15 protein-coding genes, 1 pseudogene and 1 riboswitch are annotated in these 19,153 nt (G+C 44.5%); of the genes and pseudogenes, 2 read left to right on the forward strand and 14 right to left on the reverse strand.

Annotated elements, in window-relative coordinates; genetic code table 11:
* Positions 1-7: 7 nt before the first annotated feature.
* The 3 genes from H70737_RS25055 to H70737_RS25065 all read right to left on the reverse strand — a co-directional run bounded on the left by H70737_RS25055 (position 8) and on the right by H70737_RS25065 (position 3,468).
* Positions 8-1,609, reverse strand: a complete 1,602-nt coding sequence (locus H70737_RS25055) for an extracellular solute-binding protein (RefSeq protein WP_042191689.1) — start codon at positions 1,607-1,609, stop codon at positions 8-10.
* Positions 1,610-1,684: 75 nt separating this feature from the next.
* Positions 1,685-2,578: a carbohydrate ABC transporter permease gene (locus H70737_RS25060; protein WP_042191692.1), complete on the reverse strand. Its 894-nt coding sequence runs from the start codon at positions 2,576-2,578 to the stop codon at positions 1,685-1,687.
* A gap of 11 nt (positions 2,579-2,589) precedes the next feature.
* Positions 2,590-3,468, reverse strand: a complete 879-nt coding sequence (locus H70737_RS25065) for an ABC transporter permease (protein ID WP_143759548.1) — start codon at positions 3,466-3,468, stop codon at positions 2,590-2,592.
* Positions 3,469-3,968: 500 nt separating this feature from the next.
* Here H70737_RS25065 and H70737_RS25070 point away from each other — a divergent pair, with 500 nt between their 5' ends.
* Positions 3,969-6,203: an AraC family transcriptional regulator gene (locus H70737_RS25070; RefSeq protein WP_042191693.1), complete on the forward strand. Its 2,235-nt coding sequence runs from the start codon at positions 3,969-3,971 to the stop codon at positions 6,201-6,203.
* A gap of 239 nt (positions 6,204-6,442) precedes the next feature.
* Positions 6,443-8,374, forward strand: coding sequence for an exosporium glycoprotein BclB-related protein (locus tag H70737_RS31530; RefSeq protein ID WP_052404418.1), 1,932 nt, complete (start codon positions 6,443-6,445; stop codon positions 8,372-8,374).
* A gap of 181 nt (positions 8,375-8,555) precedes the next feature.
* On the opposite strand, the gene H70737_RS25080 is transcribed toward H70737_RS31530, so the two are convergent.
* The 11 genes and pseudogenes from H70737_RS25080 to H70737_RS25120 form a co-directional block, all read right to left on the reverse strand.
* Positions 8,556-9,668: a cysteine desulfurase family protein gene (locus H70737_RS25080; protein ID WP_042191695.1), complete on the reverse strand. Its 1,113-nt coding sequence runs from the start codon at positions 9,666-9,668 to the stop codon at positions 8,556-8,558.
* 51 nt (positions 9,669-9,719) lie between these two features.
* Positions 9,720-10,757, reverse strand: a complete 1,038-nt coding sequence (gene mnmH / locus H70737_RS25085; RefSeq protein ID WP_042191697.1) for a tRNA 2-selenouridine(34) synthase MnmH — start codon at positions 10,755-10,757, stop codon at positions 9,720-9,722.
* A 57-nt stretch (positions 10,758-10,814) separates the two neighbouring features.
* Entirely contained in the window at positions 10,815-11,873 is a 1,059-nt protein-coding gene (selD, locus tag H70737_RS25090) for a selenide, water dikinase SelD (protein ID WP_042191699.1), read from the reverse strand.
* A 156-nt stretch (positions 11,874-12,029) separates the two neighbouring features.
* Positions 12,030-12,839: an alpha/beta fold hydrolase gene (locus H70737_RS25095; RefSeq protein WP_042191701.1), complete on the reverse strand. Its 810-nt coding sequence runs from the start codon at positions 12,837-12,839 to the stop codon at positions 12,030-12,032.
* Between the two features lie 106 nt (positions 12,840-12,945).
* Positions 12,946-13,130: riboswitch (cyclic di-AMP (ydaO/yuaA leader) on the reverse strand.
* 221 nt (positions 13,131-13,351) lie between these two features.
* A complete protein-coding gene (locus tag H70737_RS31125) occupies positions 13,352-13,525 on the reverse strand; it encodes a hypothetical protein (protein WP_170880375.1) in 174 nt (57 codons plus the stop codon).
* Between the two features lie 84 nt (positions 13,526-13,609).
* On the reverse strand, positions 13,610-14,404 hold the full coding sequence (locus H70737_RS25100) for a Nif3-like dinuclear metal center hexameric protein (protein ID WP_042191703.1): 795 nt from the start codon (positions 14,402-14,404) through the stop codon (positions 13,610-13,612).
* 111 nt (positions 14,405-14,515) lie between these two features.
* On the reverse strand, positions 14,516-15,535 hold the full coding sequence (locus H70737_RS25105) for an endo-1,4-beta-xylanase (protein ID WP_042191705.1): 1,020 nt from the start codon (positions 15,533-15,535) through the stop codon (positions 14,516-14,518).
* Between the two features lie 45 nt (positions 15,536-15,580).
* On the reverse strand, positions 15,581-16,261 hold the full coding sequence (locus H70737_RS31600; protein ID WP_331281446.1) for a beta-xylosidase family glycoside hydrolase: 681 nt from the start codon (positions 16,259-16,261) through the stop codon (positions 15,581-15,583).
* 12 nt (positions 16,262-16,273) lie between these two features.
* Positions 16,274-17,113, reverse strand: a pseudogene (locus H70737_RS31605) (glycoside hydrolase family 43 protein); the annotation flags it as partial.
* Positions 17,114-17,160: 47 nt separating this feature from the next.
* Positions 17,161-18,063: a carbohydrate ABC transporter permease gene (locus H70737_RS25115; protein ID WP_143759544.1), complete on the reverse strand. Its 903-nt coding sequence runs from the start codon at positions 18,061-18,063 to the stop codon at positions 17,161-17,163.
* Positions 18,064-18,122: 59 nt separating this feature from the next.
* Entirely contained in the window at positions 18,123-19,091 is a 969-nt protein-coding gene (locus H70737_RS25120) for an ABC transporter permease (RefSeq protein ID WP_042191710.1), read from the reverse strand.
* Positions 19,092-19,153 lie beyond the last annotated feature (62 nt).

Genomic DNA, 19,153 nt, shown 5'->3' on the forward strand with positions numbered 1-19,153 from the left:
TTCTTTATTACAACCCCTTCTCCTGTACGTAAGCATTCCATTGCTTGATATATTCCGCCTGAATTTTCTCAAGTCCGGCTTGCTTAGCCTTCTCCATGAAGGTAGCTAGACCCGCATCAACATCCTCTACCAATCCGGCTTGCAGCGGATACAGGTATTGCTTTTCTACCTGTTCCAGCGCCGCTTTTTCAGCCTGATAAGAGGTGTAATCTTCAGCAAATCCTGTGAAGATATCCGGCTTCTGAATCTTATCAAGCTCAGCGAAAATCTCTTTGACGCCATCATAGGATTTGTCGAATAACATAAATTCCGGGTTCCGCCATGCCCAGCCGTTCATCCCTTCACGAGTGAAGCCGTTCGTAGAAGCATCTCCAATAAGCTCATAATAGCCGTTTGCATCAACCTTATAATTTTTTCCCTCAACACCGTATTGTGTCAGCTGGTTATAACGTTTATCCAGAACCATCTTCTCATAAAAGGCCAATGCACGTTCCGGGTTCTTGCTGCCCTTCGGAATAGCAAATCCATTATGAATAGGATGCACCGGTGTTGCGTAACCGATCGTTTGACCATAAGGATAGTAACCCAACTCCCAATCTGGATGAGCTGCTTTAACTTTCATCAGCGTATCGTTGAAGCGAGTCGGGTTATCACCGAAGATGGATGCCGCTTTACCCGCAATAACCGGAGCCTGAAGAGTGTCCTTCACGTTCAATACATTTTTGGAGATTAGGCCTTTTTCCTGCCAACGTCTCATGGTCAGCAGTTCTTCTTTATGTTCCTCCGAGCCCCAGTAAAGATAAGCCTTCGAAGGATCGCTGTACTTGATTCCGATACCATAAGGCAGCGGACTTCCGACCATCGCGGTAAGTGTAGTGTAGACATCATGCAGATTGCCCCTCACATCACTGTTAAAGGATGCCGGCGACATCTTCGGTTCATTCTTCTTGATCCCTTCCATATAAGCCTCATAGCTGGCCAGATCTGTTGGCTCAGGCAGATTGTATTTCTTACGCAGATCCTCACGCCATACGAAACCGTTAGTTACATATTCCTTATAGGTCGCGGGTACAGTGTAAATCTTGCCATCAATCTTAACTGCATCCCACATATCCTGCGGTACAAATTGCTGGAGCGCTGGAGCAGCCGTCGGCAGCAAATCATCTATAGCCAAAAAAGCTCCTTTTTTAGCATAAGCTTGATACTGTGTCCAATCCGCAGTAAAAATCAAATCAATCGATTGTCCAGAAGATAGTAGCAATTTGTACTTCTGATCCCAGTCTGTCCAAGTTGTATAGTTGAATTTAACGGTTGCATTCAGATCTTCTTCAGCCATCTTGTTAATTTGCGATTCAATACTTGAAAGATCTTTCGGAGCATCGCCCAGCATATAAAACTGCAGCTCGACCTTCTTCGATGTATCCAGCCCCGACTTCTCCTCAGTCTCAGCATTGGTGCTCTGAGCCGTATTCCCGCCGCTATTACTCTCTTTTACCGCTGCATTTTCCCCGTTCGTGGAACTAGAATTCCCCCCACAGCCTGCCAGTAGAGCCAAGCTCAGTACTGACGTGAGCAGAATAGACATGCTTTTGCCCCGTAGCTTATTCATCTGAATCCTCCCTTTTCACTATGCTTCTATGTTAGCCGACTTTACCTAAACCCGGGTAGGGGTAAGGTTACGGTTCTAACCTTTTACAGCTCCGATGGTCAACCCTTTGACGAAGTAACGCTGAACGAATGGATACAGAAATAGAATTGGTCCAGTCACAACAATCGCCATGGCCATTTTGGTAGACTCAGCAGGGACTTCTGTAGCCAGAGACACCCCAGTTCCAGCGCCCATCTGTGCAATGAACTGCGCTGAATTGATAACATTGTACAGATAGAACTGCAGTTGATATTTATGGGTATCATTAATGAACAGTGAAGATGTGAACCAGTCATTCCAGTAATACAATGCAAGGAACAATCCGACTGTAGCAATCCCTGGCATGGAGAGCTTGAGGACGATCTGCCAGTAGATTCTGAAATCACCGGCCCCATCGATTTTCCCAGAATCAAATAGCTCCTCAGGGACTGCTGATTTAACGAAATTCTTCATTAAAATAATTAAGAACGGTGTCATCAGGCCTGGTAGCACCAATACAGCATAGGAATCCAGCAGACCGAGGTATTTAGTAATCATGATGTACCAAGGAACAAGTCCTCCACCAAACAAGGTCGTAAAGTATATATAGAAGGAAAAGGTATTGCGGTATTTGAAATCCTTGCGGGCCAGCACATAACCAGCCATCGTCATGAAGAAGAGTCCTAATGTCGTTCCCACTACAGTGGTGACGATGGTGACCGTGTAAGCACGCAGTACTTCATCCGGGAAAATGAACACCGTCTTGTAGCCTTCAAGAGAGAACTGCCCCGGAATCAGATGATAGCCATCCCGGATAATAGATTCATTGCTGGTTAATGATGCGGATATAATTAGCAGAAAGGGCAGCAGGCAAGCAACCGACAGTCCAATGATGACCACATAGGCGATTGCATGAAGCATCCGTGTATATTTATCCTTTTGAATTTTCATTTCTTGTCCTCCTAGAACAGGGCGTAGTCATCATTTATTTTGCGAATAATATAGTTAACCGTCATGATGAGGACAAAACCGAACAAGGACTGATAGACCCCGGCAGCAGTAGCCATGCCCACATCAAACGTTACTTTAAGCGAGCGATAGACGTAGGTATCGAGAATATCCGTCGTATTATAGAGAAGCCCGTTGTTTCCTATTAATTGATAGAACAGATCAAACTGCCCTTTCATAATACTTCCGAGCGCAAAGAGCAGCAGCACCACAAAGGTTGATTTCAGCATTGGCACTGTAATATACCAAATCCGCTGAAAAATATTAGCGCCATCGATCTTAGCCGCTTCATAATATTCATCACTGATCCCTGTAATCGCTGCTAGATAGATAACCATGCTATAACCGAGATTCTTCCATAGATAGAAGATAATAATTAGAAAAATCCAAGCCCAGGGTTTGCTGTAAACGTCCACCGGATCAAGCCCAAATTGTGTAAGCATTGTATTTAAGAAACCGCTGTCATAATTGAACAGGTTGTAGACAATAACACTTAGAATGACGAAGGATACGAAATATGGTAGAAACATTATCGATTGGCTAATCTTTTTAAACCATTTCCCATTCAGTTCACTTAAGAGAATCGCACAAGCAATCGCCAGCACATTCCCAAGTACAATAAAAGCGATGTTGTAACCTATCGTGTTCATCGTCAGCTTCACCAGTGTGCCGGATCTCCAGAGAAACTCGAAATTCTGCAAGCCGACGAACTTGGAATTAAACATACTGCTGTTGAAGTCAAATTGAGTGAACGCATAATAGATACCTACCATTGGAAAATAAGAATTTACTAAGAAAAAGATCAAGGTGGGCAGCAGCATCAGAAACATCATCCGATTGTGTATCAGTTCATAAATAAATCCCTTCTTCTTTCTTGTCGTCCGTAAGCGTGCTCTTCCATCGGCCTGGATGCCAAGTTCGACGGTTGAGATTCCTTTGGATGAGGTTTGGCTCAAGGTCTCTCACTCCCTTTAATGTAGAAACTGCATAATTCCACTATAGGGTGGTTCTTTTGAACACAGAAGTGAAGCTTCATAGCTTTCCTGCACAAACTGGAGAAACCGCTAATGAACAATAAGGATGTTTATGAAGCAGCGATGAATCGTGTTAATGCCAGTGTACATAGGGGAGTGCACTCGAATATCCCGAAAATAATGATGATATGTGCACAAATATTTATTTTCTTCACAGCTATATATTGGTAAAATACAACATTCTAGTGTTACTCCACTGTTCTGTTCACTCTAGGGCAATTATAATAAGAGGACTTCATATCTAGAGTTCATCCAGAGCCTTATCCAATAAGCCGCATATATTTCGGGGGAGGGCTATTATGAAGAATAGTGATATACGGAGAAAAAGACTGCTGTATGGCAAGCTGCTAACAACGATCACACTATGTATCTCGTTAACTCTTCTGGTCTCTACAATCGTGTACTATACATACTACATCGGCGTCGAGAAGACTCAGACCTTCCGTTCCGATCTAAGAGATCTAACTCAGACTGGCAAAAAAGTAGTCAACATGGCTGAAGTAGCTCAAACGCTTTCATTTCAGCTGTACAGAACCTCCACTATTTCCCATCTGTTGTTCTACAACAAACCTTCCATTTATGAGGTTACGGCTGCAATGTCGGATCTCGGAAACTATCTGAACTCCATGCCATACATTGAATCCATCTATGTTTATAATCCGAATAATGACACTATATATATCTCAGCGGCGCAAGGGCAGAATGGTGTGTACTCCACAGGAGAGTTAGAGGACACTGAAATCATACAGATGTTGAATCATTATCAGGATTACAAAACATTCACTCCGATCCCACGCACCTATTCCATCGGCGAACCCAAATCAGAAGCTATCGCTGTCTATACTTATCTCTGCTATGATGCGATCAACTGGGACCGCGCCATCAATTCTGCAGTTATTGTTAATATATCAGCAGCTTGGATAAACAAGGAGTTGGCTAACAGCAATACCGCCGGTAGTGGTAACACTTATCTTCTTGATGACCAAGATCGGTTTCTATCGGGGAACAAGCTGACATTGGAGAAACTCTCAGGGGATGAAAGCAGCTGGGTAGAGCATAAAGTTAAAGACCGCTCCGCAGGTTATTTCACAGCTCCTTTTAAAGGCCAGAAATCACTAGTGTCCTATACTTCACCAGATTCTCTTGGTTGGCAGTATGTTCGCATTACTCCATATAATGTGATCACAGAACAGACCAACCAAATCCGTAATACAACACTACTGATTTCTTTGATTATTTTAATATTCGGACTTATCATTTCTAGAATGCTATCCAAACGCCTCTACCTTCCTATTGATTCCATTGTAAGCCGAATGAATAGCCTTGAAGCTGACAAGCGCAACAGTATGTTTACGATTAGACAGAATTCTTTACGTAATCTTGTTCTCGGTATTAAATCACCCCACAGCAGCCGGCCAACTGATTTGGAGCAGCTGAGTATTGCCTTCGGCTTAAACGAGAGCTATCGGCTAGTATTGCTGCGTATTGATGAATACAATACCCTGCGACAAGAGCGAGGTGCTTATCTACTTGCATACAAGTTCGCGATCATGAATATTGCTTCGGAAATTTGCGGTCAGACTTATCAAGTGGAAAGCGTAGATATGAACGACGACAGCGTAGTTATGTTACTTAGCAGTATGTCGTCCGCTGAATCTCTCGATACAGAATTGATCGAAGTGCTGCTGCGACAAATCCGTGTGGCTTGCTGCGATTATCTGAAAATAGGATTATCGCTAGTGTACAGTCCCGTTAGTGATAATCCAGATCGATTGAACCACCTATATAGCCAGGCCAAAGAAGCTTCTAAACATAGACTTTTTTATGGGCATGGTTGCCTAATCAACGCAGAGAAGATTAACGAATTGCAGAATAACCTATACTCTTACCCTGCGGATAACGAGAAAAAGCTGGTTGATGCCCTCACCAGTGGTAGAACAGACGAAGCCCATAGCCATTTCTCTGACATCGTGCGCGAATTGGACCAATACCCCTACTATATACTAGAACTAACGCTATCCAGGGTGACGCTAACAATTAAGAGAATCATCGATAATATCAAAAAGCTCAGCTCTACATCTGTGGAAGATATCCTCAAGATACCTTCACTTGAGAATTACGAGACGATGAAGGAGCTTGAAGAAGCTTTTTACCAACTCTTCGATGATATTCAGGAATTACAGGCCGATAAACGTAGCTCTAAGCAAAGTGATCTGATCCGTCAAATTAACCAAAAAATCAATCAATCTTACACGGACCCCAGCCTGGGCCTGAACCAGATTGCTGATGAGCTTAACCTGTCACCTATATATGTCAGCCGTCTTTATAAGCAGCAAACAATGACAGCTATTGTGGATGTCATCATGGATGTACGAATGCAGGAAGTATGTCGCCTCTTGAAAGAGAGCGATCTGTCCGTATCGGATATTGCTGAAATGACCGGTTTCACGAGCAGTTCTTATCTCCATCGGATGTTCAAACGCAACTTCAGCATCACGCCGATGGAATACAGGCGTTCTAATACTCGTTCATAAAACTGAAGGCTGAGTGAGAATGCGAACGGAGTACAGATCAATAACACTACTAAACTACTCTATCAAAAAAAGGCAGGCTACTGTATTAGCGGTGGCTTGCCTTTTTAATGTAGGTTCATGTGTATTGACTTCCAGAGCGATTACTGTAACAACTTCAGCTTCTCTGAATATGCTGATTGGGCAGGTTCCCAATTTTTAAAGGTATGAAAAGGAGAAGCTCAAGGAGGAGATACAAAAGCATGTCGGATCATTATCATAGACCATTCAAAGGTGACGCTATCCTAAACAAACAAGGAAGAATAAGCAGTCCTGTCAGAAAAAGAGAGTGTGCTGCACTATTAAAAATAGTCACAGAGCTTGCTACAGTGGTACCTCCCGCACTTACGAATCCCACTACACTTCATATTTCCAATCTTCAAAGAGTGTTAAGAGAGCTCATGGAATTCTTGCATGAGGCTAGGATATGCAGCCCTTTTAGAACGGAGCTTCTTTCTGTAGTAGAAATAACTATTGTATCTACTGAGGTCAGTCCCTTCTCCGTCGTGAGCGTGGGTACTAATCTTCAACAGCTGTTAGCCGAGTTATTATCTTTTATCCTCGCCACGAAGATTGACTCTCATTGCAAAGATCAGTTGGTAATTCAAATCAGACATATTCAAGCTTCTATTTCACAAGCGCTCGGCTTACCTATTAAGGGTGCGACGGGGCCACAAGGTCCTCAGGGACCCCAAGGAACTCAAGGAACTCAAGGGCCTCAAGGACCTCAAGGACCTCAAGGAGCCACTGGTGCAGGGCTGCAAGGTATTGTAGTCTTTAATCCGGCACAAAGCCCATTGTATCCAGCGGGTCAAGTAGTAACCTTTAATGGCAGCACTTATATAGCTACTGTTGCCGGACCCAAAGGAACACCAGGTAGTTCGTCAGATTATTTACTAATTGCTGGTGGAGCGACAGGCGCGACTGGAGCGCAAGGACCTCAAGGGGCGCAGGGTCCTCAAGGTCTTCAAGGTCTTCAAGGACTTCAAGGACTTCAAGGACTTCAAGGACTTCAAGGACTCCAAGGTCCTCAGGGTCCTCAAGGCGCGCAAGGAATACAGGGACCGACAGGACCTGGAGCAGGGGCAACTGGACCGACAGGGGCTACGGGTACTGCTGGGCTTGCTGGTCCGACAGGGGCTACAGGCATCGCCGGGCTTGCTGGTCCGACAGGGGCTACAGGCACCGCCGGGCTTGCGGGGCCGACTGGTGCGACGGGTACTGCCGGGCTTGCTGGTCCGACAGGGGCTACAGGCACCGCCGGGCTTGCTGGACCGACGGGCGCTACAGGTACTGCCGGACTTGCTGGACCGACAGGCGCTACAGGTACAGCTGGAATTGCTGGACCGACAGGCGCTACAGGTACAGCTGGAATTGCTGGACCGACAGGCGCTACAGGTACTGCCGGGCTGGCTGGCGCGACGGGTGCGACAGGTACTGCTGGAATTGCTGGGCCGACGGGTGCGACAGGTACTGCCGGACTTGCTGGACCGACGGGGGCTACGGGTACTGCCGGGCTTGCTGGTCCGACGGGGGCTACGGGTACTGCCGGGCTTGCTGGTCCGACTGGTGCGACGGGGGTTACCGGAGTTACAGGAGTTACTGGGGCAACCGGTGATGGCGCAATCATTCCACTGGCATCTGGTGGACCAATTATTATGACCACGGTTTTAGGTGGTTTGGTGGGAACAACAAGCCTTATAGGCTTCGGAAGTTCAGCCACAGGCATTTCTCTTGTTGGTGGAAATATAGATTTGACAGGTACTGTTCTTGGACCTCTTATCAACTTTGCAATGTCCGTTCCTCGTTCAGGAGTGATAACATCTATTGCTGCATACTTCAGTAATACTATAGCTTTATCACTTCTTGGTACTTCCGTAAATGTGACGGCACAATTATTCCAATCTACTTTACCAAATAATACATTCACACCTATTCCTGGGGCCTTAGTACCTCTGCCAACTATCACAGGCACAATTAATCTAGGAACTTTTGTCAGCGGAATTACGAATGGTATCAATTTTGCTGTAACACCGCAGACACGTCTTCTTATGGTATTCTCAGCCACTGCTACAGGTCTTACCCTTGTAAATACAGTCACTGGTTATGCAAGTGCAGGCTTTACTATTGTATAATCACTAACACAAACAAAAGCATCTGCCCTCCCCACTAAAGGAGTAACAGATGCTTTTGTTATAATATTCGATTAAAATTTCTTGATCTTTCGACTCAGATGCCGCTATTGGTTCATTTATCGCCTCAAAGGGGAATTTTCGGACCGGAAAGAGGCTATTGAGCAAAAATTGGGCAGTCTACTCACAACAAATACTCTTTTAGCTTACCGATAACCTCATCGATCTCCGCTTTAGTCGTATACCGTCCCACACTAAAACGAACCGCTCCCTGCCCAATACTTGCTGAGACATTCATTGCCTTTAGAACAGGTGACATCAATGTTTCTCCAGAATGACAAGCTGAGCCTGTTGAGGCAGCCACATCTTCCAGCGAAGCAATCACTTCGTGACCCACCGCTCCAAGAAAACTAACGTTAAGCGTGTTGGGCAATCGCTTATGCCTATGACCATTCAGGTGAATTCTGTCGCCAAATGCCTTCTGCAATCTATCGTAGAAATAATCCGCTACTTCTTTCACACGCTCTCTGGATGGAGAGTCCGAAGTAAGCTCACAGGCTTTTCCTAATCCAATAATATAAGGGGTGTTTTCCGTTCCGGCACGTCTCCCCTGCTCATGACCCGCTCCGTGAATTAATGGCTCGATGTGAATGCCCTCTCGGATGTACAATGCTCCAATCCCTTTTGGCGCATATAATTTATGGCCTGCCAGCGTTAGAAAATCCACCCCTAACTCAGCCACATCAAGCTCTACTTTTCCAGCGGACTGCGAAGCATCGGTATGTACAAGGACACCCCGTTCATGGCAGACCTCAGCTATTTCTTTGATCGGCTGAATCGTGCCCGTTTCGTTATTAGAGTGCATAATGGAGACTAGTATAGTTTGGTCTGTAAGCTGATTTTTCACATCATCTACCTGCACCATTCCATACGCGTCAACAGGTACATAAGTAATCGTGTAGCCCAACTGCTCCAGATACTGACACGGTTTAACTACCGCAGGATGCTCCACAGCAGACACAATAATGTGATTGCCTTTATGTCGATATGTTTGGGCGACGCCCTTGATGACGGTATTATTCGACTCGCTGCCCCCGCTTGTAAAAAGCACCTCACCCGGCGTACAATTCAGGAAATTAGCCACCTGTGTTCTTGCACGCTCGATTCCGACTTTAGCTTCTTGTCCCAAAGAATGACTGCTTGAAGGATTGCCAAAATGACCATAAAGATAAGGAATCATAACCTCTGCTACTTCCTTATCTACAGGTGTTGTAGCGTTATAGTCTAAATAGATCATTTGTTAAGCCGAGCCTCCTCTAAACCCCTCATACTTTACGATACCTAAAGCTTATACCTTCTGATTACTTAAAAAAGAGATCACCGCAACCTCAGCCTCATCCAAATTGTTCACCTTAAAGGTAACTCTCTCAATGCCTTCATACTGAGTAGACGTATAATCGTATTTAGGATCATAGTAGTATTCTAACAGCAGCGCAACAGCCTCTCCGAACATATCAGCTTGCAAGCACCGCTCGATTTCCGCCGCAATGGGGATATGAATTCGCGATTTGATACTTCGAAATGCTGAAATGCACTGTTCTTTATATTCTTCTGGTCGATAATCCTCAAGGATTTGCTGCACTCTGGCTTGTAGTGGCATCTCAATCCAAATCTGTGTTCCGATCTCTTTCTGCTCGGCCATGAATGGGGGCATTACGACCTTCCCAATCTTTTTGCTCTCCGCTTCAAACAGTACATAAGGAGCATCCCCAAGCTTAATTAATTCCTCCATAAGAAGACTATCGAACGTTTTTTGATTGTTTGCATGAAGTCCGATCTCGCCAAAGATAGAACCGCGGTGACCTGCCATTCCTTCCAAATCCAAAACAGGATAGCTCTGTGCCTTCAGGCGGTGCAGCAGGTTTGTTTTACCTGTACCCGTATTTCCATGAATGACATAAGGCTTCGCCTTGAATTCATAGGACTCCAGTTCATCGAGTACCCATTTACGGTAAGCTTTATAGCCGCCAATCAATCGGTAAGCGTGAATATCCATTAAAGAAAGTACGGTCGCAGTTGTACGGCTGCGCATACCTCCCCTCCAGCAGAATACAGCCTTGTCCCCTTGAATCGCAGCAAATTCTTTGACAAAGGTAGGTAGCTTCGCAGCAGCAATCTCCAAACCGCGTTCTTTCGCAGCCTGCACACTTTTCTGTTTATACAACGTACCTACTTCAGCCCGTTCCTCATCGTCAAAAAAGGGAATATTCAAGCTATCCGGCAGCGTTGCATCTTTATATTCAGAAGGAGATCGAACGTCGATAACGGTGATCTGCTTCTTATTCTTTAACACTCTTAGTTCTTCCAATGTAATATCCTGAAACAATGCGCTCTCTCCTCTGGTGGCTAACTTCTTAGGTCGCCTCTAAGCTGAACTCCAGCGTTATTGCGCAGCTATAACTGCAATCTGACCCGGATGTTCTTCCGTTACCTCTCCGATCAATGCTGCTTCTACACCTGCATCTACTAACTCTTTTAGCAAATCCTCACTTTGTTCAGGAGCAACAGAGATCAGCAATCCACCGGAAGTCACAGCATCACACAGAATATAGCGGCTTAATTGGTCCATCTCTTCCGGATAAAGAATACTGCCCTCCAAATGGGCAAAGTTATTCTTAGTGCCGCCTGGAACAAAGCCCTGCTCCGCGAGTTCTCTTACTCTTGGCAGCATCGGTACATCGCCTTGACGAATAATCAGTCCGTGGTTGCTCCCCTTTGCCATTTCCGAGGCATGTCCAAGCAACCCGAATCCGGTAACATCTGTACAAGCATGTACATCATAGGGCTCCATGATTTCAGCCGCTTTTTTATTCAGTGTAGACATGACTGTCGTAAGGCGTGTAGTTTCTTCTGGGGATAGCTGATCCTTTTTAATAGAAGTCGTTAAGATGCCCACACCGATAGGTTTGGTCAAAATCAGCTTGTCTCCTACCTGCGCACCTGCATTCGTTCTTACTTTGTCCGGATGCACAAGGCCCGTAACGGCCAATCCAAATTTAGGCTCTTTATCGTCGATGGAATGTCCGCCCACAAGCGTTGCTCCTGCTTCCTGCACTTTATCTGCTGCACCGCGCAAAATGTCACCGAGAATGCTTTTGTCCAGAACAGAAATAGGGAAGGCCACAATATTAAGCACCGTAAGCGGCTTACCGCCCATAGCATAAATATCACTTAACGCATTAGCTGCTGCAATTTGCCCAAAGGAATAAGGGTCGTCCACGATCGGCGTGAAAAAATCAACAGTTTGCACTAACGCCAGATCATCACTTAATCGATATACCCCAGCGTCATCACTGGTATCCAGACCCACAAGTAGATCCGGATTAGGAACGGTTGGTGGTAGACTGCGAATAACCTGCATGAGATCGGCGGGACCGATTTTGCAGCCGCAGCCCCCTTTTGAAGATAATGAGGTCAATTTTATGGTTTCGGCTTGAGACATCATGACTCAGCTCCTTTAGATAGTTAGTATCGAATAACTTTAATCTTACATCAGTAGACAGCATTGTACAAAATACAGACATACAGAAGAACGCCCCGTAGCCAGTACATACTCCCCGGCTATGGGACGCCTCTCATTTCTCACTTACCATTAAGATTAACTAATCTGCTGAGTTTCCTGCTGTTTCTCCAAAAACCGCTGAAGTATAGCATTAAATTTCTCCGGCTGACACAGATTACTAGGATCTAATGCGTTAGGGATAATCACTAACTGAGCATGTGGCAGCTGAGACACCATATCCTTCATACAATTAACTCCAAATTCACTAAAGTCACCTACAATACATAAGGCGGGACGCTTAAAAGACTTTAAGCATCTAGTGTAATCCACATGGCTCGTAGCCAGCCTTTGCCGATACAATTCCCGTGGACGTTTATCGAGAAGTCCTCTTCTAATCTCGTTATAAGCCAGATTCCAGCGTTCCCGGTACATCATACGAATCGAAGGCAGTACAAGCTCACTTGGAGCGTAATACATTAACCAGCTACAATAAGCAGCCATAAGCTGGATTTTACCGATTATCGTTGACGCCTGACTTCTACAAAAGCTATCCGCGACAACAATCGCTTTTACTCGCTCTGGATATTGTTTCGCAATATGCTGAACGACGAGCCCCCCATAGGCACTCCCAACAAAAACAGCCTCACGAATACCCAAATCATTCAATAGCATAATTATATCTAGACATTGGGTTTCAATAATCTCGTTTGGGGCCTGCAGTAATTCACCTGATTTGCCATTCCCCCGTAAATCACACAGAATCACTTTATATTTATCAGAAAAATACTCCAATTGTGGCTTGAACATACTATGTGTTAATCCATGTCCATGGATAAACACAACCGGAGCCCCTGTTCCATTGATTTCGTAATAGAGCGAAGTTCCATTCAGTTTAGCAATAGGCAAAGTTAACACCTCTTTCATAGATAGGTTCTACAACTATATCTGCTTTTTAACGCAGCAAAAAACCACAGAGGGATTCTCTGTGGCTATTCATCATCAAATACGCCATTCATCCTCTCTCCATACGCTTACGAGGTTAGCTGTCGGATTCGGGCAGTGAGAGTTGCCCTACCTGCATGGATGCATTTATGCACCTGGAACAGGATTCACCCCATAACTAGTACCGATTGTTACACTGGTTCCCAGTTGTTGGTTCCCCCGCTTTCCTTAACGGAAATTAAGCGGACTTCTTATGTAATTGTCAGTTATGTGATGAATCATACTCCGTGTAAGGTTTCTTGTAAAGTTGAGCCGTGGGCAAAATAATGTTGAAAGCCATGCTTTTCATTTCATATTGAGCATACACTTCGTTTTCTCTTTCTTTTGCTCTTGTTTACTCAATATATCTAAAAAAAGCCGAGCGGCCATCAGAGATCAATCCCTGAACCACTCGGCTTCGTTATACAATCATATGGCTACAACAGATCGGCGTTTTTCAATGCATGCTCCCAGCTCGGAAAAAAGAACAGCGCACTTCTCATAAGATCAGGATCGCTTTGCTTCACTTGTTTTTTGCTGATCGAGCTTCCATCGGTTTGAAGCTTTTTGATACGACTTAACACTTCATCAGCCTCCAAAGGAATTTCCATTGAAACACTCCTTTCTCAGTGACCTGGTTTCCAATCATTTTCTCCATAATATGCAAATTTATTCTTCATTTCGGTTTATACGAATTAAACCAGCTGATAGACCGGTTGTTCAGCAATAAAATAAGTAGGAATCATTGGGTATTTCTGTGCCAGAACTTCAGCTAAATATTTCATTCCTGGAGCTTCACTTTCCGCATGACCTAACATAATCAGCGCTTTTGATCTGCCTTGGTGGACAGCATCCCTCACATATTCTGGAGTTTCCCATTCGGGGCCCTCGCCAGCAATAATTAAATCAAGATTGTGCTGATTAAAAAGAGGAATAGCCATCGTCCCACCTCCTCTGTAACCTACTAATATCCCCACATGTCTGCATATCTGGGATACGTCTCCGGCAGCACGTAAATAGGAGATACCTAGCTTTATTTTTATATACTGTGCCGCTTCACTTACCGTCATAGCTGGAATCGATAGGATTGTAGCAGTGGATTGCTGCTCAACCACATAGGCTGACCATTCAAGCTCTCGTAGCAAGCCCACCATGATCCCGTCTGGTTGATGCCTATGCCAATAATCATGATAACGAAAAATAGCCAGTTCAGAACGCTCGATTAAACTCAGTTTCGCAAGATAAATAGGGTCATCCTCTAACCACTCACTCGTCTCATGATGACTGTAAAACACACCTTCATGTGTGATCAACAAATTGGCGTTCATAGCAACCGCTCGCTCCACAACATATTGCGTAGCGCAAAATGCCGTAACCATCCCTGTAATCACCATTTCTGGATTCCCCGGCTTAAGAGTATCCACAGTCCCATCTATCTGTTCCATGGCTCCTATTAAATCTTCCAGAATCCTTCTAATTGTCACGCTCACTTTAATCCGCCCTTTGAGATCTATTCTACTAATCTATCAACGTATAAATAACCCGCCCTTAATCGATATAAGGACGGGTTCACAGTTCATTATTTGAGCAGCTTGCCCACTCTATGATTTCGTGGCAGAGGTGATAATTCGATGGAAAGCTGGCTTCGGCTTATGCCCTTCATCGAATAGGAACGGCCAGTTCTTCCGCCCACGAACAGGGAAATCATCCAGCCAGGTATAGTCATCCGCTGCTCCCCAGAACGTAACCGAACTAATCACGTCCCGGTATTCTCTCAGCAGTGCGAACATCGCTTCATATCGATCTGCTTGAAGCTCGAGCAGCTCAGCAGGTACTGTCTTTAAGTCCATTCGTTTGTCATCGAAACGGAACATGGATACATCCAGCTCTGTCAGTTGGAGCTGAAGTCCTAACGATGCATATTTTTCGATCGCTGCACGAATATCATCCAGACTAGGATCGTATAAATTCCAGTGTGCCTGCAATCCGACGCCATGGATCGGCACGCCTTGTTCCAATAGCGACTTCACCAGTTTATAGATTTTGTCACGCTTTAATGGATGGGATTCGTTATAGTCATTGTAGAATAATAATGCCTTAGGGTCAGCTTCATTGGCGAATTCAAACGCTTTGGCGATAAAATCCGGGCCAACAATGTCGAGCCACTTCGAATGGCGAAGAAGCTCTTCTCCTTCATCGGCTATAACTTCATTGACAACATCCCAAGCATAAATATCATCCTTATAACGTCCTACAACGGTCTGAATATGTGATTTGACTCGTGCAAGCAGAATCTCTTTGCTTACAGGTCCTCCGCCCTTATCCTCAAACAGCCAGTCCGTTGTCTGGTTGTGCCAAATCAAGGTATGTCCGCGCATCGCCATATGATGTTCCCTGGCAAAGGCAACCAGCTGGTCTGCTGCCCTAAAGTTATAAGTGTCCTCAAGTGGATGCAGACTTTCAAATTTCATCTCGTTCTCAGCGGTAATACTGTTGAAATGATAAGCAAGCAAATGCTCCTGTGATTGGATAGTTAATGGGTTGACGGCTGCGCCAATCTTGAAATCCTCTGCGAACACTGTCTTTAGTGCAGGCTCTGTAAAATCACTAGCTGGTCTCAACAATCTCCCTCCTAACAAACGTATCTATATTCCGTATTCGAAATATTATGACCGATAATCGAACCAATCAAAGTGGGCAGGTACCTCAGCTACTTTACCATGACCTGTCGCATATAAGCCAACAAGAACACCGGTAAATCCGTTTCCTTTGACAGCTTGAGGGGATAATGGATAGGCTAGAGCCCTAGATAGCTCGATCCATTCCTGACCATCCAAAGAATAAAGTAAAGTGTATTCCGTTAGCTCCGCCCGAATTTTCAGATATAAACATCCAGCAATCGTTGGAATCTCTGCAGCCACATGTGTTGTTCCATCAACAGTTAAATAAGCTGTAATCACTCTATGTCCATTTCTTTGCGATAGTGCAATTTCATAATGTGCATTCTCGTCCAATCTAGCACAGAGTCCAGCCTCTTCACCGTCCACGGTAGGGTTAAAATCCAGTAATGTACTCCATTCAGCTGAAGTATGCTGCTGTCTTCTGCCTATAAAGGCTACCTGACCCACTTCATTAAGGTCTTTCGATTGCCCTCGAAGAGCTAGAAAACCCGGACGTTGGCTTAGTGACCAGCTTCCCTCTGCCGGATTCCGCAGAAAGGATAATCCCAACGGCAATACAGGGTCATCAAAATCATATCTTCCGCTAGTCTCAGGTTTTGGCGAATGACCCGGTACACGCGGAACCTTCATCTCCAGCCCGACAGTGTCCTCATTATTATCAATCATCGGCCATCCGTCTTCATTCCACGTTACAGGGGCAAGAAAGGTCTCTCTTCCTAGCACTGTATACTTGGAATCTACTAGACGTACTCCAAGGAATACGGCCCACCAATCCCCGTTACGATCTTCGATCAGATCAGCATGTCCTAGATACTGAATGGGACTATCAGTCCCGCGATGGGTCAATATCGGTTGCTCTAATCTTTCAAAAGGACCGTAAGGGGAGGAAGAACGACCGATAATTTCTCGGTGTTCCTTTGCCGTGCCGCCTGAAGCAGACATGATATAATACATTCCGTTAATTTTGTACAAATGTGGTCCTTCCGTCCAAGGTCCACCATCCCCAGTCCAGATGACAACAGGTTCTGTTAATGCTGCTCCTGTAGCAATGTCTATCTCATATTGAATAGCGTGGGAATCATAATCTGCTCCCTGCTGGGTGGTTACATATACCTTTCCATCCTCATCAAACATTAGGGAAGGGTCAATTCCTCCATAAGGAATACTAATCGGGTCTGACCACGGACCCGCTGGGTCCGTAGCCGTAACATAGAAATTCCCCTTCCCGTGTATTTCGGTCGTTATCATGTAAAACGTTCCTTCATGATACCGGATGGTTGGAGCAAATATACCTCCAGAGCTTTTGCTCTTACGTGTATCTAGCTGACTTACACGATCTAATACATGACCAATTTGTGTCCAGTGAATCAAGTCCTGGCTGTGAAAGATAGGCACCCCAGGAAAATATTAGAAGGAGCTACACACCAAGTAGAAATCATCCCCTGCTCGAGTGATGCTAGGATCTGGATAAAAACCTGGAAGTATTGGGTTCGTGTATGTGATTGGAGATGGAGTCATAATTCAACAAACAACCTTCCTATTATTTAATAGTGGGTGCAAGCTACTTATTCCTTCACGCTTCCTACGTTCATTCCAACTACAAAGTACTTTTGCATGAATGGATAGACTAGCAGAATCGGAACCGAAGCAACGATAGTAACGGCTGCACGAATGGACTTTGGAGTTACCATTGACCCCGCTGACTCCGCAGTTACCCCTGCCCCGTTAGCTACACTTGCGCTACTGTTCGCATTCATACTAGATTGTATTAGTTTCATTAATTCATACTGCAATGTACTCAAGTGCTGGCGGGAAGAGGTGTAGATAAAAGCATCAAACCATGAGTTCCATGCACCTACCGCGACAAAAAGGGCGATGGTAGCCAGAACAGGTTTACATAAAGGGAAGACTACTTTCATGAAAATCTTAAATTCCCCGGCACCGTCGATTCTCGCGGATTCCATAAGACTTTCATGTATGCTACCAATATAAGTACGGATGACGATCATATTAAATGCACTTATCATAGTCGGTATTACATATACCCAAAATGTATTAAGCAAATGAAGATCCTTAATTAGGAAATAATTTGGAATCAGACCCGCATTAAAATACATGGTTAGGACGAAAACAAAGGTAATCTGCTTGCGGAAAACATATTCTTTCCGGCTTAAAGTATAAGCAAGCATTGTGGTTAAAAATAGATTCAGGATCGTAGATATCACTGTTCGTGCTACCGAAATCCAAAAAGCAGGAATAATTGTACCAGAGGCAAAAACAGCTTTGTAGTTCTGTATAGTCCACTCCCTAGGCAATAGATAAATGCCGCCGCGGATGGTATCATTTCCCTCATTTAAGGAAACTGCTATAGTATTCAAGAATGGATACAAGGTAACAATGACTAGACATATCATAAAGATAGTATTGAAGGTACCGAACACTACTGGTTCGATCCCTATAATTCTCATACGTTTTCTACTATTACTTTTTGGAGATTTCTGAGGTATTAATTGAGTTTTTTCCATGATTATAACAGCCTCTCTTCCCCTAGCCGCTTCGACGTCCAGTTAGCTAAAAGCAGTAACGTTACACTTACGACTGTTTTAAATATGCCTCCCGCAGTGGCTAAGGAGTAATTCCCTTGCCCAATCCCGTATTTCAATACAAATATATCAATCGTATCCGACCAGTCTACAGTAAGCCCGTTCCCTAACAAGTACGGAACCTCAAATCCGACATCCAATACATGTCCTATGGACATTATCATCAGGATTACAATGGTTGGTTTAATTCCCGGCAATGTTACATTGAACATTTTTTTGTACCGGTTAGCCCCATCAATCTCAGCAGCCTCATATAAAGCTGGATCTATAGAAGCCATAGCAGCCAAGTAGATGATTGTACTCCATCCAACCTCTTTCCAGACGGTTGAAGCACCCACAATACCCCAGAAATACTTCCCTTCACTCAACCAAAGGATTGGTGAATCGATAAGATGTAATTTCATGAGCACGATGTTGATAATCCCGTCGTTAACCGAGAGGGAGACACCTACAATCCCTGTTACAATAATCCAGGAAAGAAAGTGAGGTAGGTAGGATATGGTCTGCACGGTTCTTTTCCAAAATACATTTTTGATTTCATTAAGAAGTAAGGCCAATGTTATCGCGGTTATAAATCCTAGAAAGAAATTAATTAATCCCATAGCCAGTGTGTTTCGTAGTACCCTTAAAAAGGTATCATCCGTAAATAGAAACTTGAAGTGTTTCAAGCCGACCCATGTCTGTTCGCCAAATGCCTTAGCTGGTTTATAATCCTGAAAAGCCATTGTCCATCCCCAAACAGGTACGTACGCAAATAGTACAATATACAGCAGCAATGGAACTGACATCCAAATCAGCTGTTTCTGATTCTTAATCAAGGTCAGAGTAATCGGTTGCTTCTTTTTTCTTTTAGGATGCCGGTTAACTTTTTTTCCCGTTAAAATCTCATCCATATATTTTCTCCCCACATCATCCATATATTTCAGAAAGTGGTTGGCTAATAAGCCACCACTTT

It is taken from the genome of Paenibacillus sp. FSL H7-0737 (genome assembly GCF_000758545.1).
Classification (GTDB): domain Bacteria; phylum Bacillota; class Bacilli; order Paenibacillales; family Paenibacillaceae; genus Paenibacillus_AQ.